The sequence below is a fragment of the Pseudomonas fortuita genome (assembly GCF_026898135.2).
Lineage (GTDB): Bacteria > Pseudomonadota > Gammaproteobacteria > Pseudomonadales > Pseudomonadaceae > Aquipseudomonas > Aquipseudomonas fortuita.
In genome coordinates, this window is record NZ_CP114035.2 from 944,776 (window position 1) to 958,719 (window position 13,944).

Genomic DNA, 13,944 nt, shown 5'->3' on the forward strand with positions numbered 1-13,944 from the left:
CCTGTCGAATGTCCTTCGAACTGCTGGCTACCGACGGCAAGGCCCGTCGTGGTCGCATCACCTTCCCACGTGGCACGGTGGAAACCCCGGCGTTCATGCCGGTGGGCACCTATGGCACGGTCAAGGGCATGCTGCCACGCGATATCGAGGCCATTGGCGCCGAGATGATCCTGGGCAACACCTTCCACCTGTGGCTGCGCCCGGGCACCGAGGTGATCAAGAAGCACAACGGCCTGCACGACTTCATGCAGTGGAAAGGCCCGATCCTCACCGACTCCGGTGGCTTCCAGGTGTTCAGCCTGGGCGCCATGCGCAAGATCAAGGAAGAGGGCGTGACCTTTGCCTCGCCGGTCGATGGCTCGAAGGTGTTCATGGGCCCTGAAGAGTCGATGCAGGTGCAACGTGACCTGGGCTCGGACGTGGTGATGATCTTCGACGAGTGCACCCCGTACCCGGCCGAGCACGACGTGGCACGTACTTCCATGGAACTGTCGCTGCGCTGGGCCCAGCGTTCGAAGAACGCCCACGCCGACAACACGGCGGCGCTGTTTGGCATCGTCCAGGGTGGCATGTACCAGGACTTGCGCATGCGCTCGCTGGAAGGCCTGGAAAACATCGGCTTCGACGGCCTGGCCATCGGCGGCCTGTCGGTGGGCGAACCCAAGCACGAAATGATCAAGGTGCTGGATTACCTGCCGGGCATGATGCCTGCTGACAAACCTCGTTACCTTATGGGGGTAGGCAAACCGGAAGATCTCGTTGAGGGTGTGCGCCGCGGCGTCGACATGTTCGACTGCGTGATGCCTACGCGTAACGCACGTAACGGCCATCTGTTTGTCGATACAGGGGTGATCAAGATCCGCAATGCGTTCCATCGCCATGATGAATCGCCGCTGGATCCGACCTGTGACTGCTACACCTGCACCAACTTCTCCCGTGCCTATCTCCATCACCTGGACAAGTGCGGCGAAATGCTGAGCAGCATGCTGAATACCATCCACAACTTGCGCCATTACCAGCGCTTGATGGCCGGTTTACGCGAGGCTATTCAACAGGGTAAATTGGCCGCCTTTGTCGACGCCTTCTACGCCAAGCGCGGGCTTCCTGTACCGCCTTTGGACTGACTGTCTGCATCCATTATTAGAAAATTACATTAGGAGTGCCCAATGAGCTTCTTCATCCCCGCCGCATACGCGGACGCTGCAGCACCTGCCGCTGGCCCAGCCGGTACCGGCTTCGAGTGGATTTTCCTGGTCGGTTTCCTGGTCATCTTCTACCTGATGATCTGGCGCCCTCAGGCCAAGCGCGCCAAAGAGCAGAAGAACCTGCTCGGCAACTTGCAGAAAGGTGACGAAGTTGTCACCAACGGCGGCATCGCCGGCAAGATCGTCAAGGTTTCCGATGATTTCGTGGTGCTGGAAGTCTCCGACACTGTCGAGCTGAAGTTCCAGAAGGGCGCCATCGCGGCCACCCTGCCAAAAGGTACGCTCAAGGCTATCTGAGTTACCGGTTTTATTTTCCAGTCGGGGCGCGCAACGCGCCCCGCGTCTTGAACGGGCGGCGTGATGCTGAACAAATACCCTCTGTGGAAATATGCACTGATCGTGCTGGTACTGATGGTCGGTTTCATTTATTCCGCTCCTAACCTCTACCCGGATGACCCGGCGGTGCAGATCAGCGGTGCCAGTTCGGCGCTGCAGGTAAACCAGGCCGACCTCGATCGCGTCAGCAAGGCACTGCTCGATGCCAAGATCGCCGTCAAGGGCGCGAGCCTGGGTGAGAAGGGCAGCGGGCTGATTCGCCTGACCAACCAGGAAGACCAGCTGCCAGCCAAGGATGTCGTGCGCAAGGCACTGGGCGATGATTATGTCGTGGCCCTGAACCTGGCCCAGACTACCCCGCAATGGCTGCGCAACCTGGGTGCGAGCCCGATGAAACTGGGCCTGGACCTGTCCGGTGGTGTGCACTTCCTGCTGGAAGTGGACATGGACAAGGCCATGACGGCCCGCATGAAAGTCTACGAAGGCGAGGTCAAGACCTTGCTGCGTAAAGAGCGCGTCCGCTACCGCAGCCTGCCCCAGCAGGATGGCGGCATCATGCTGGGCTTTGCTGACGATGCAACCCGCGAACAGGCACGTGCCCTGATCCGCAAGAATTTCAATGATTTCGACCTGACCACCACCGAGCGCAACGACCTCGCCGTGCTGCGTCTGGCGCTGACTCAGGCAAAAGTTGCCGAGATCCGCGAATACTCGATCAAGCAGAACCTCACCACCGTCCGCAACCGTGTCAACGAGCTGGGCGTGGCTGAACCCCTGGTACAGCGCCAGGGCGCCAACCGTATCGTGGTCGAGCTGCCAGGCGTGCAGGACACTGCCGAAGCCAAGCGTATCCTCGGTAAAACCGCCAACCTGGAGTTCCGCTTTGGTGCCGAACCGGGTGCGTCCAAGGCCACGACCGAAGTGTTCGAATTCCGTGAAGGCGGCCGTTCTGCCCCGGTCGAGCGCGGCCTGATCATCACCGGTGACCAGGTAACCGACGCCCAGGCCAGCTTTGACGAGCACGGCCGCCCACAAGTGAACATCCGCCTGGATGGCCACGGTGGCGAGCTGATGAGCCGTGCTACCCGTAGCAACGTTGGCCGCAGCATGGCGGTGATCTTCATCGAGCAGAAGCCGGTGACCCGCTATGTGAAGCAGACCGTCGACGGCGTCGAGAAAGACGTTGCCGTACAAAGCTTCGTGGAAGAGAAGAAGATCATCAGCCTGGCGACCATCCAGTCGCCGCTGGGCAGCCAGTTCCGCATTACTGGCCTGAATGGCCAGGGCGAATCGTCCGAGCTGGCCCTGCTGCTGCGTGCCGGTGGTCTGGCTGCGCCGATGTACTTCGCCGAAGAACGTACCATTGGCCCAAGCCTGGGTGCCGACAACATCACCAAGGGTATCGATGCTTCGCTGTGGGGCATGCTGTTCGTCTCGCTGTTCATCATCGCCATCTACCGCGGCTTTGGCGTCATTGCCACCATCGCCCTGGCGGGCAACATGGTATTGCTGCTGGCGCTGATGTCGCTGCTGGGCGCTACCCTGACGCTGCCGGGTATTGCCGGTATCGTGTTGACCATGGGTATGGCGGTGGACGCCAACGTGCTGATCTTCTCGCGTATCCGCGAAGAGCTGAAAGCCGGCATGTCGGTGCAGCGCGCCATCCACGAAGGCTTCAACCGCGCCTACACCGCGATCATCGACGCCAACCTGACCAGCCTGCTGGTCGGCGGCATCCTGTTCGCCATGGGTACCGGCCCGGTCAAAGGCTTTGCGGTTACCATGTCCCTCGGGATTTTCACCTCGATGTTCACCGCCGTCATGGTGACCCGTGCAATGGTCAACCTGACCTGCGGCGGGCGTGACATCAAGAAGCTGTGGGTTTGAGGGAGCTGCGATGAAAACCATCAACTTCATGGGCGTGCGCAATGTTGCGTTCGCCATTACCGTGCTCCTCACCGTACTGGCGCTGTTCAGCTGGTGGCAGAAGGGTCTCAACTTTGGCCTGGACTTCACCGGTGGTACGCTGATCGAGCTGACTTACGAGCGCCCGGCCGACCTCAAGGCGGTGCGTGCCGAGCTGGTCGATTCCGGCTTCCACGAGGCCGTGGTGCAGAGCTTTGGCGCTACCACCGACCTGCTGGTGCGTATGCCGGGCGACGACCCGCAGCTGGGTAACAAGGTGGCCGCTGCCTTGCAGAAGGCCGGCGGCGACAACCCGGCTACCCTCAAGCGTGTCGAGTTCGTAGGCCCGCAGGTGGGTGAAGAGCTGCGCGACCAGGGCGGCATGGGCATGCTCATGGCCTTGGGCGGCATCCTTATCTACCTGGCCTTCCGCTTCCAGTGGAAGTTCGCCGTGGGTGCGATCGTTTCGCTGATCCACGACGTGGTGGTTACCCTGGGTATCCTGTCGTTCTTCCAGATTACCTTCGACCTGACGGTGCTGGCGGCGGTGCTGGCGATCATCGGCTACTCGCTGAACGACACCATCGTCGTGTTCGACCGGGTGCGTGAGAACTTCCGCGTCATGCGCAAGGCCTCGCTGATCGAGAACATCAACGTTTCGACCACCCAGACACTGCTGCGCACCATCGCCACGTCGGTTTCGACCTTGCTGGCCATTGCCGCGCTGCTGTTCTTCGGTGGCGACAACCTGTTCGGCTTCTCGCTGGCCCTGTTCATCGGTGTCATGGCCGGTACCTACTCGTCGATCTACATCGCCAACGTGGTACTGATCTGGCTGAACCTGAACAGCGAAGACCTGATCCCTCCAGTCAAGGCTGAAGGTGTGGACGAGCGCCCATAAGGCCCCGTCCCTACGCCGTACGGCGAGCAAAAAGGCGCGAGTGTTGAACTCGCGCCTTTTTTTTTGCTCCAAGGCTGGGAGAAGCGCGGGTTGAGACCCGCTGGTACGATCAGGAGGTTCACGTGAACAAATCAATGCTGGTGGGTGCGGTGCTGGGTGCTGTCGGTGTAACTGCCGGAGGTGCTGTGGCGACCTACAGCTTGGTGAACAAAGGCCCCGAAGTCGCCCAGGTGACGGACGTGCAGCCGATCAAGCAGCAGGTGAAAACCCCGCGTGAAGTGTGCAAGGACGTGGCCGTGACGCGTCAGGCGCCGGTCAAGGACCAGCACCAGATTGCCGGTACCGTGGTCGGTGCGCTGGCGGGTGGTTTGCTGGGCAATCAGATTGGCGGCGGCACCGGCAAGAAGATCGCTACCGTGGCCGGTGCGGTCGGTGGTGGTTATGCCGGTAACAAGGTTCAAGAAGGCATGCAGCAGCGTGACACCTATACCACCGCACAAACACGCTGCAACACGGTCAACGACATCAGCGAGAAGGTGGTGGGTTACAACGTGACCTACTCCATCGGTGATCAGGTAGGCAAGGTGAAGATGGACCGCGAGCCAGGGGCGACCATTCCTCTGGACAAGAATGGCAAGTTGATCCTGAGCGAAGCTGCCCAGTGATCGGTGTCGCCTGAGCCGGCCTCTTCGCGGCTAAACCCGCTCCCACACAGGTAATGCGATCCCTGTGGGAGCGGGTTTACCCGCGAAGAGGCCGGCTCAGGCAATGCGAAGCTGTCAGGTATAAAAAAAGCACCCCGAGGGGTGCTTTTGGCTTTCTGGCAATCCGCGCTTAGCGCTTCATGCTTTCCGGCAGGTGTGGCTGGATAGCGGTCAGTACGGCCTTGAAGCACTTGATGTTGCCTGCAACGATGTGGCCTTTGTCGAGGAAGTCGTGGCCACCGTTGAAGTCGCTCACCAGGCCACCGGCTTCCTGGATCAGCAGCACGCCGGCTGCCATGTCCCACTCGGCCAGGCCCGACTCCCAGAAGGCGTCGAAACGGCCAGCGGCCACATAGGCCAGGTCCAGGCTGGCGGAGCCGGCGCGGCGGATGCCGGCGGTCTGGCCAGTCAGGGCGCGGAACATGCCCAGGTAGTTGTCCATGTCGGCCATCTGGCCATCACGGAACGGGAAGCCGGTACCCAGCAGGGCGCCTTCCAGGCTGGTGCGCGAGCTTACACGCAGGCGGCGGCCATTGAGCTGGGCGCCACGGCCGCGGCTGGCGGTGAATTCTTCCTGGCGTACGGGGTCGAGCACCACGGCGTGCTCAAGGCGGCCACGGTATTTGCAGGCGATGCTGACGGCGAAGTGGGGGATGCCGCGAAGGAAGTTGGTGGTGCCGTCCAGTGGGTCGATGATCCACAGGTAGTCTTTACCTTCTTCGCCGGTGCCCGCGTGCATGCCCGTCTCTTCACCCTGGATGGAGTGGTTCGGGTAGGCCTTGCGCAGCGCGTCGACGATCTTCTGCTCGGCGGCACGATCAACCTCGGAAACGTAGTCCTTAGCCTCTTTCTCGTCCACCTTGATGCTATCCAGGCGTTCGATGGAGCGGAAAATCAGTTCACTGGCGCTGCGAGCGGCGCGCAGGGCGATATTCAGCATAGGCTGCATGGGCGGGTCACCTGGAGATGTTAAAGAAGAAAGCCGATCATTCTAGCAGAAAACTTTGTCGGCAGAAGTGTCACATTTGCTTTCATGGCGTTACGTCTGTCGGTTCTGTAAGATCGGATGCCCTGATTCCTGCATCTGTGAGCACAACACCTTGCTGCAAAATATTCGTGTTGTTCTGGTCAATACCAGCCACCCCGGCAACATCGGCGGCGCTGCGCGTGCCATGAAAAACATGGGCTTGTCGCGCCTGGTGCTGGTACAGCCGAAAGAATTCCCCGCCCTGGATGCCAGTGCCCGCGCCTCGGGTGCCGACGACGTGCTGGATAACGCCCAGGTGGTCGACAGCCTTGAACAGGCGCTGGTCGGCTGTAACCTGGTGATGGGGACCAGCGCCCGTGAGCGCAGCATCCCGTGGCCGTTGATTGGCCCGCGCGAGTGCGGGGCCAAGGCGGTGGAGCATGCCAAGGGTGGTGAAGAGATCGCCCTGGTGTTCGGGCGTGAACACGCCGGCCTGACCAACGAAGAACTGCAGCGATGTCACTTCCACGTGCACATTCCCTCCAACCCCGACTTCAGCTCGCTGAACCTTGCGGCCGCTGTCCAGGTGCTCTCTTACGAGGTGCGCATGGCCTGGCTGGCCGCCGGCGAAGCGCCGGGCAAAGTCGAGAAGGTTGACGCCAGCGAGCTGGCGACGATGGACGAAATGGAGCTGTTCTACGACCACCTGGAGAAAACCCTGGTGGGCATCGGCTTCCTCGACCCCGAAAAGCCCAAGCACCTGATGCCGCGCTTGCGCCGGCTTTATGGGCGGGTGGCGGTCGAGCGTTCGGAAATGAGCATTTTGCGCGGCATCCTCACCGAGACCCAGAAAGTGGTCCGGGGCGAGCCGCATAAACGGAAGGACTGACAGATGTTCGAACGCCTGCGTGAAGATATTCAAAGCGTATTCCACCGTGACCCGGCTGCGCGCAATGCCTTCGAGGTGCTCACCTGCTACCCGGGTATGCATGCCATCTGGCTGCACCGCCTGGGCAATGCCCTGTGGAAGCGTGATTTCAAGTGGCTGGCCCGGCTGGTGTCCAACTTCGGGCGCTGGCTGACCGGTATCGAGATCCACCCCGGTGCCACAATCGGCCGGCGTTTCTTCATTGACCACGGCATGGGTATCGTCATCGGCGAAACCGCCGAGATCGGCGATGACGTCACCCTTTACCAGGGCGTGACCCTGGGCGGTACCAGCTGGAATAAAGGCAAGCGCCATCCTACCCTGGAGAACGGCGTGGTGGTGGGGGCGGGGGCCAAGGTGCTGGGCCCGTTCACCGTCGGCGCCGGGGCCAAGATCGGCTCCAACGCGGTGGTGACCAAGGCGGTACCGCCCGGCGCCACGGCGGTGGGCATCCCGGGGCGCATCATCGTCAAGAGCGAGGACACCGAAGTCGAGGCCAAGCGCAAGGCCATGGCCGAGAAGATAGGCTTCGATGCCTACGGTGTCAGTGGTGACATGCCCGACCCGGTGGCGCGTGCCATCGGCCAGATGCTCGATCATCTACAGGCGGTCGACGAGCGGCTGGAGGGCATGTGTGGCGCCCTGACCAAGATGGGTAGCGATTACTGCGCCAAGGAGCTGCCCGCGCTGCCGGAAGATGATTTCACCGAGGTTGCCCAGGTGGTCCAGCGCGACACTCAGTCGCATTGATTACGCCGCACTGAACCCATGGTGACATACGGGGCGTGTGCTCACGCCCCTCGTCTGCTACAATCGCGCCCGCCTCCCTGATGCAAACCCGACTAAAGCAGTAGGTCTAATAGTTGACTTAAATGCTCGGGAATCGCATACTCGACACATCCCGAAACTCCCGTGGTACCCAATAGCCATGCGACTGACTACCAAAGGCCGATACGCCGTGACTGCCATGCTTGACCTGGCGTTGCACGCGCAGCATGGGCCGGTGTCTTTGGCCGACATTTCCGAGCGCCAGGGCATATCCCTCTCTTATCTGGAACAGCTGTTCGCCAAGCTGCGCCGTAGCAGCCTGGTTTCCAGTGTGCGCGGTCCAGGCGGTGGCTACCAGCTGTCGCGGGGCATGGAAACCATCCAGGTGGCCCAGGTCATCGATGCGGTCAATGAATCGGTCGATGCTACCCGGTGCCAGGGCCTTGGGGACTGCCATGCCGGTGATACCTGCCTGACTCACCACCTGTGGTGCGACCTCAGCCAGCAGATCCATGAATTCCTCAGCGGCATCAGCCTGGCCGACCTCGTCATGCGCCGTGAGGTGCAGGAAGTTGCCCAGCGCCAGGACCTGCGTCGTGTCGCAGGCCGAACCGCCCAGCTGGACAAGATTGAGACGTCAGCCGTCGATTGATCCCCCTGGGACGACGAGCGACGCCACCGCCTGATAGGAGAGACAAATGAAGTTGCCGATCTACCTCGATTACTCTGCGACCACCCCGGTCGACCCACGTGTGGCCCAGAAAATGGCCGACTGCCTGCTGGTCGACGGGAACTTCGGTAACCCGGCTTCGCGCTCCCACGTCTTCGGCTGGAAAGCCGAGGAAGCGGTCGAGAACGGCCGTCGTCAGGTTGCCGAACTGATCAACGCCGATCCGCGCGAAATCGTCTGGACCAGCGGTGCCACCGAGTCCGACAACCTCGCACTCAAGGGTGTCGCGCACTTCTATCAGACCAAGGGCAAGCACATCATCACCTCCAAGATCGAGCACAAGGCGGTCCTGGATACTGCTCGCCAGCTGGAGCGTGAAGGTTTCGAAGTGACCTACCTGGAACCGGGCGAAGACGGCATCGTCACCCCGGCCATGGTAGAAGCGGTGCTGCGCGACGACACCATCCTGGTCTCGCTGATGCACGTGAACAACGAAGTCGGCTCGATCAACGACATCGCCGCCATCGGTGAACTGACCCGCGCACGCGGCGTCCTGTTCCACGTCGACGCCGCCCAGTCGGCCGGCAAGGTCGAAATCGACCTGCAAAAGCTGAAAGTCGACCTGATGTCGTTCTCGGCGCACAAGGCCTACGGCCCGAAAGGCATCGGCGCGCTGTATGTCAGCCGCAAGCCGCGTGTACGCCTTGAAGCCATCATTCACGGCGGTGGCCATGAGCGCGGCATGCGTTCGGGCACCCTGCCAACCCACCAGATTGTCGGCATGGGCGAAGCTTTCGCCATCGCCAAGCAGGAAATGGCCGCCGAAAACGTGCGCATCAAGGCCCTGAGCGACCGCTTCTTCAAGCAGGTTTCGGACCTTGAAGAGCTGTACGTCAATGGCAGCAAGACCGCCCGCGTGCCGCACAACCTGAACCTGAGCTTCAACTACGTCGAAGGCGAATCGCTGCTGATGTCGCTGAAGGACATCGCCGTATCGTCCGGTTCGGCCTGCACCTCCGCATCGCTCGAACCGTCCTACGTACTGCGCGCTCTGGGCCGCAACGACGAGCTGGCGCACAGCTCGATCCGCTTCTCCTTCGGCCGTTTCACCACCGAAGAAGAAGTCGACTATGCCGCGCAGAAAGTCTGCGAGGCCGTCAACAAACTGCGTGAGCTGTCGCCGCTGTGGGACATGTACAAAGACGGCGTTGACATCTCCAAGATCGAGTGGGCCGCCCACTAAGCAGTCGCCGGCAAGAGCGGCTCCCTGATGAGGAAGGAATTGCACCATGGCATACAGTGAAAAGGTCATCGACCACTACGAAAACCCGCGCAACGTCGGCAAGATGAATGCCGAAGACCCGGACGTTGGCACCGGCATGGTCGGCGCCCCGGCTTGCGGCGACGTTATGCGCCTGCAGATCAAGGTCAACGAGCAGGGCGTTATTGAAGACGCCAAGTTCAAGACCTACGGCTGCGGTTCGGCCATCGCTTCCAGCTCCCTCGCCACCGAGTGGATGAAGGGCAAGACCCTGGACGAAGCCGAAACCATCAAGAACACCCAACTGGCTGAAGAACTGGCGTTGCCGCCGGTCAAGATCCACTGCTCGGTACTCGCCGAAGATGCCATCAAGGCAGCTGTACGCGATTACAAGCAGAAGAAAGGCTTGATCTAAGTCGCCTGTTGCGAGGTAAGGAGTCCTGATGGCTATCAGCATGACAGAAGCCGCCGCCAACCACATTCGCCGTTCCCTTGACGGGCGCGGCAAAGGTGAGGGCATTCGCCTGGGCGTGCGCACCACCGGTTGCTCGGGCCTGGCCTACGTGCTGGAGTTCGTCGACGAACTGGCGGATGAAGACCAGGTGTTCGAGAACCACGGCGTAAAGGTGATCATCGATCCCAAGAGCCTGGTCTACCTCGATGGCACCGAGCTGGATTTCGTCAAGGAAGGGTTGAACGAAGGCTTCAAGTTCAACAACCCCAACGTGCGCGGTGAGTGTGGCTGCGGCGAAAGCTTCAACGTTTGAGGCTGGCTGTGGGTACTCCTTGTCATTACGCATTGTTTGACCTCCAGCCAAGCTTCCGCCTGGATCTGGACAAGCTGGCCACTCGCTATCGCGAGCTGGCCCGCGAAGTCCATCCTGATCGCTTTGCCGACGCCTCCGAGCGTGAGCAGCGCGTAGCGCTGGAAAAGTCCGCAGCCCTCAACGACGCCTACCAGACCCTGCGCAGTGCGCCGCGTCGGGCCCGCTATTTGCTGGCCATCAGCGGCCACGAAGTGCCTCAGGAAGTCACGGTCCATGACCCGGAATTCCTGTTGCAGCAAATGCAGTGGCGTGAAGAGCTCGAAGAGTTGCAGGACGAAGCCGACCTTGACGGTGTCGGCGTGTTCAAGAAGCGCCTGAAGGCCGCCCAGGACACGCTGAACGAGGACTTTGCCGCCTGCTGGGATGCCCCAGGCGAGCGCGACAAGGCCGAGCGCCTGATGCGCCGCATGCAGTTCCTCGACAAGCTCGCCCAAGAAGTGCGCCAGCTGGAAGAGCGCCTCGACGATTAACCCGGTGCTGCCCGTGATGGCACCTAAGGTATTCAGATAAGCATGGCCCTACTGCAGATTGCCGAACCCGGTCAAAGCCCTCAGCCGCACCAGCGCCGCCTGGCGGTGGGGATCGACCTGGGTACCACCAACTCTCTGGTCGCCGCATTACGCAGCGGCCGTAGCGAGCCCCTGCCCGACGCGCAGGGTAACGTGATTCTGCCGTCCGCGGTGCGCTACCTCGAAGGGCGCAACGAAGTGGGGCAGGCCGCGCGTGATGCCGCTTCCAGTGACCCGCTGAACACCGTGCTGTCGGTCAAGCGCCTGATGGGGCGCGGTCTGGCCGACGTCAAGCAATTGGGCGAGCAGCTGCCATACCGCTTTGTCGGCGGCGAGTCGCACATGCCGTTCATCGACACCGTGCAGGGGCCGAAAAGCCCGGTGGAAGTGTCCGCTGATATCCTTAAAGTGCTGCGCGAGCGCGCCGAAGCGACCCTGGGTGGCGAGCTGGTTGGTGCGGTGATTACCGTGCCGGCCTATTTCGACGATGCCCAGCGCCAGGCCACCAAGGACGCTGCGCGCCTGGCTGGCCTGAACGTGCTGCGCCTGCTCAACGAACCAACCGCAGCCGCCGTGGCCTATGGTCTGGACCAGAACGCCGAAGGCGTGGTGGCCATCTATGACCTGGGTGGTGGTACCTTCGATATTTCCATCCTGCGCCTGACCGCTGGCGTATTCGAAGTGCTGGCTACCGGTGGCGATACCGCCCTGGGCGGTGACGATTTCGACCACGCCATTGCCGGCTGGATCATCGAGCAGGCTGGCCTGTCGTCCGACCTGGACCCAGCCACTCAGCGTGAGTTGCTGCAAACCGCCTGCGCTGCCAAGGAAGCCCTGACCGACGCCGACGTGGTCAGCGTCAGCCATGGCAGCTGGCAGGGCGAACTGAGCCGCACGGCCTTCGAAGCCATGATAGAGCCATTGGTTGCCCGCAGCCTCAAGGCTTGCCGTCGCGCTGTGCGCGACAGTGGCGTCGAGCTCGAAGAAGTCAGTGCCGTGGTCATGGTCGGTGGTTCGACCCGTGTGCCGCGGGTGCGTGAAGCCGTGGGCGCGCTGTTTGGTCGCGCCCCGATGACTTCGATCGACCCTGATCAGGTTGTGGCCATTGGTGCCGCCATCCAGGCCGATACCCTGGCCGGCAACCGCCGCGAAGGTGGCGAACTGTTGCTGCTTGATGTCATTCCGCTGTCGCTCGGTCTTGAGACCATGGGTGGACTGATGGAAAAGGTGATCCCGCGCAACACCACCATTCCGGTGGCCCGTGCACAGGAGTTCACGACGTATAAAGATGGCCAGTCGGCCATGATGATCCACGTCCTGCAAGGTGAACGCGAGCTGATCAGCGACTGCCGCTCGCTGGCACGGTTCGAGCTGCGCGGTATCCCGGCGATGGTTGCCGGCGCTGCCAAAATTCGCGTGACCTTCCAGGTGGATGCCGATGGTCTGCTCAGCGTTGCGGCCCGCGAACTGGGTTCGGGCGTGGAAGCAAGCATCCAGGTCAAGCCGTCTTACGGCCTGACCGACGGCGAAATCGCCCGCATGCTCAAGGACTCCTTCGAGCACGCAGGTACCGATAAGCAGGCCCGTCAGTTGCGCGAGCACCAGGTGGACGCCGAGCGCCTGCTCGAAGCAGTACAGGGCGCCCTGGACGCCGACGGTGACCGCTTGCTCAGCAGTGACGAGCGCGATGCCATTGCATTCCAGATGCAAGAACTACGTGATTTGCTGACCGGCACCGATGGCGCAGCCATCGAGCAACAGACCAAGCGTCTGTCGCAGGTGACCGACGCATTTGCCGCCCGTCGCCTTGATTCGACGGTCAAAGCCGCACTGGCCGGGCGCAACCTGAATGAGATCGAGGAGTAACCGATGCCGCTGGTGACATTCCTGCCGCATGAGAAGTTCTGCCCTGAAGGGCTGACCGTGGAGGTCGAGCCGGGGACCAATATCCTGGAACTGGCACACGACCATCACATCGAGATGGAAAGCGCCTGCGGCGGCGTCAAGGCCTGCACCACTTGCCACTGCATCGTGCGCAAGGGCTTCGATTCCCTCAAAGAGGCCGACGAGCTTGAAGAGGACATGCTGGACAAGGCATGGGGCCTGGAAGCGCAGTCGCGCCTGGGTTGCCAGGTGGTCGTAGGTGATGCAGACCTGACCATCGAGATACCCAAGTATTCGCTCAACCACGCTGCCGAAGCACCGCACTGAGGGCCTGTACATGAGTCTGAAATGGGTTGATGTACTTGAGATCGCAATCCAGCTTGCAGAAAGCAAGCCTGAGGTCGATCCTCGTTATGTGAATTTCGTGGACCTGCACCGTTGGGTGCTGGCATTGCCAGACTTCAGCGACGATCCGTCACGCGGCGGTGAGAAAGTGCTCGAGGCAATCCAGGGCGCCTGGATCGACGAAGCCGACTAAGCGTCACTTGCAGGTTAGGCAATCCCCTGAAACCCGCGTATAATTCGCGGGTTTAATTTTTCGTAACACTCATATTCTGGAGTTTTCCATGGCTGTTCAACGTACTTTCTCGATCATCAAGCCTGACGCAGTTGCCAAAAACGTCATCGGCAAGATCACCACTCGCTTCGAAGAAGCCGGCCTGAAAATCGTTGCCTCGAAAATCAAACAGCTGTCCAAAGCCGAAGCCGAAGGCTTCTACGCTGAGCACAGCGAGCGCGGCTTCTTCGGTGACCTGGTTGCCTTCATGACTTCCGGCCCGGTCGTTGTACAGGTTCTGGAAGGCGAAAACGCCATCGCTCTGAACCGTGAGCTGATGGGCGCTACCAACCCTAAAGAAGCTGCTGCCGGCACCATCCGTGCTGACTTCGCCGAGTCGATCGACGCCAACGCCGTTCACGGTTCGGACTCCGAAGCTGCTGCTGCTCGCGAAATCGCTTACTTCTTCGCTGCTACCGAGGTAACCACTCGCTAAGCGAAAGCTTACGGGTGAGGGTGAATC

General features: G+C 61.3%; 17 protein-coding genes. 16 read left to right on the forward strand and 1 reads right to left on the reverse strand.

Translation table 11 applies throughout. The features are described 5' to 3' along the window. Positions 1-8: 8 nt before the first annotated feature. From tgt to OZ911_RS04300, 5 genes are all read left to right on the forward strand, one after another. On the forward strand, positions 9-1,124 hold the full coding sequence (tgt, locus tag OZ911_RS04280) for a tRNA guanosine(34) transglycosylase Tgt (protein WP_016501406.1): 1,116 nt from the start codon (positions 9-11) through the stop codon (positions 1,122-1,124). A 42-nt stretch (positions 1,125-1,166) separates the two neighbouring features. Continuing rightward, positions 1,167-1,502: a preprotein translocase subunit YajC gene (gene yajC / locus OZ911_RS04285; protein WP_016484964.1), complete on the forward strand. Its 336-nt coding sequence runs from the start codon at positions 1,167-1,169 to the stop codon at positions 1,500-1,502. 63 nt (positions 1,503-1,565) lie between these two features. Next, entirely contained in the window at positions 1,566-3,428 is a 1,863-nt protein-coding gene (gene secD, locus OZ911_RS04290; RefSeq protein WP_268968579.1) for a protein translocase subunit SecD, read from the forward strand. Positions 3,429-3,438: 10 nt separating this feature from the next. Continuing rightward, positions 3,439-4,347, forward strand: coding sequence for a protein translocase subunit SecF (secF, locus tag OZ911_RS04295; protein ID WP_016484966.1), 909 nt, complete (start codon positions 3,439-3,441; stop codon positions 4,345-4,347). A gap of 122 nt (positions 4,348-4,469) precedes the next feature. Further along, complete coding sequence (locus OZ911_RS04300) at positions 4,470-5,012, forward strand: glycine zipper 2TM domain-containing protein (protein WP_033732617.1); 543 nt, start codon at positions 4,470-4,472, stop codon at positions 5,010-5,012. 169 nt (positions 5,013-5,181) lie between these two features. On the opposite strand, the gene suhB is transcribed toward OZ911_RS04300, so the two are convergent. Beyond that, positions 5,182-6,000 (reverse strand): type III secretion system regulator SuhB, encoded by an 819-nt coding sequence (suhB, locus tag OZ911_RS04305; RefSeq protein WP_019472646.1) that lies wholly within the window; start codon positions 5,998-6,000, stop codon positions 5,182-5,184. 151 nt (positions 6,001-6,151) lie between these two features. Here suhB and trmJ point away from each other — a divergent pair, with 151 nt between their 5' ends. From trmJ to ndk, 11 genes are all read left to right on the forward strand, one after another. Then, on the forward strand, positions 6,152-6,907 hold the full coding sequence (trmJ, locus tag OZ911_RS04310; RefSeq protein ID WP_023049495.1) for a tRNA (cytosine(32)/uridine(32)-2'-O)-methyltransferase TrmJ: 756 nt from the start codon (positions 6,152-6,154) through the stop codon (positions 6,905-6,907). A gap of 3 nt (positions 6,908-6,910) precedes the next feature. Continuing rightward, positions 6,911-7,696, forward strand: a complete 786-nt coding sequence (cysE, locus tag OZ911_RS04315; protein WP_016484970.1) for a serine O-acetyltransferase — start codon at positions 6,911-6,913, stop codon at positions 7,694-7,696. A gap of 178 nt (positions 7,697-7,874) precedes the next feature. Next, complete coding sequence (gene iscR / locus OZ911_RS04320; RefSeq protein WP_008092572.1) at positions 7,875-8,366, forward strand: Fe-S cluster assembly transcriptional regulator IscR; 492 nt, start codon at positions 7,875-7,877, stop codon at positions 8,364-8,366. A gap of 46 nt (positions 8,367-8,412) precedes the next feature. Then, positions 8,413-9,627, forward strand: a complete 1,215-nt coding sequence (locus OZ911_RS04325) for an IscS subfamily cysteine desulfurase (protein ID WP_016484971.1) — start codon at positions 8,413-8,415, stop codon at positions 9,625-9,627. Positions 9,628-9,673: 46 nt separating this feature from the next. Beyond that, on the forward strand, positions 9,674-10,060 hold the full coding sequence (gene iscU, locus OZ911_RS04330; protein WP_003248539.1) for a Fe-S cluster assembly scaffold IscU: 387 nt from the start codon (positions 9,674-9,676) through the stop codon (positions 10,058-10,060). 28 nt (positions 10,061-10,088) lie between these two features. Next, entirely contained in the window at positions 10,089-10,412 is a 324-nt protein-coding gene (gene iscA, locus OZ911_RS04335) for an iron-sulfur cluster assembly protein IscA (RefSeq protein WP_003248536.1), read from the forward strand. An 8-nt stretch (positions 10,413-10,420) separates the two neighbouring features. After that, positions 10,421-10,942, forward strand: coding sequence for a co-chaperone HscB (hscB, locus tag OZ911_RS04340; protein ID WP_016484972.1), 522 nt, complete (start codon positions 10,421-10,423; stop codon positions 10,940-10,942). A 42-nt stretch (positions 10,943-10,984) separates the two neighbouring features. After that, positions 10,985-12,847, forward strand: a complete 1,863-nt coding sequence (gene hscA, locus OZ911_RS04345) for a Fe-S protein assembly chaperone HscA (protein WP_023049496.1) — start codon at positions 10,985-10,987, stop codon at positions 12,845-12,847. 3 nt (positions 12,848-12,850) lie between these two features. Beyond that, entirely contained in the window at positions 12,851-13,192 is a 342-nt protein-coding gene (fdx, locus tag OZ911_RS04350) for an ISC system 2Fe-2S type ferredoxin (protein ID WP_016484974.1), read from the forward strand. Between the two features lie 10 nt (positions 13,193-13,202). Then, a complete protein-coding gene (iscX, locus tag OZ911_RS04355) occupies positions 13,203-13,403 on the forward strand; it encodes a Fe-S cluster assembly protein IscX (protein WP_016484975.1) in 201 nt (66 codons plus the stop codon). Between the two features lie 88 nt (positions 13,404-13,491). Then, positions 13,492-13,917, forward strand: a complete 426-nt coding sequence (gene ndk / locus OZ911_RS04360; protein ID WP_012316140.1) for a nucleoside-diphosphate kinase — start codon at positions 13,492-13,494, stop codon at positions 13,915-13,917. The last annotated feature ends 27 nt before the right edge of the window (positions 13,918-13,944 follow it).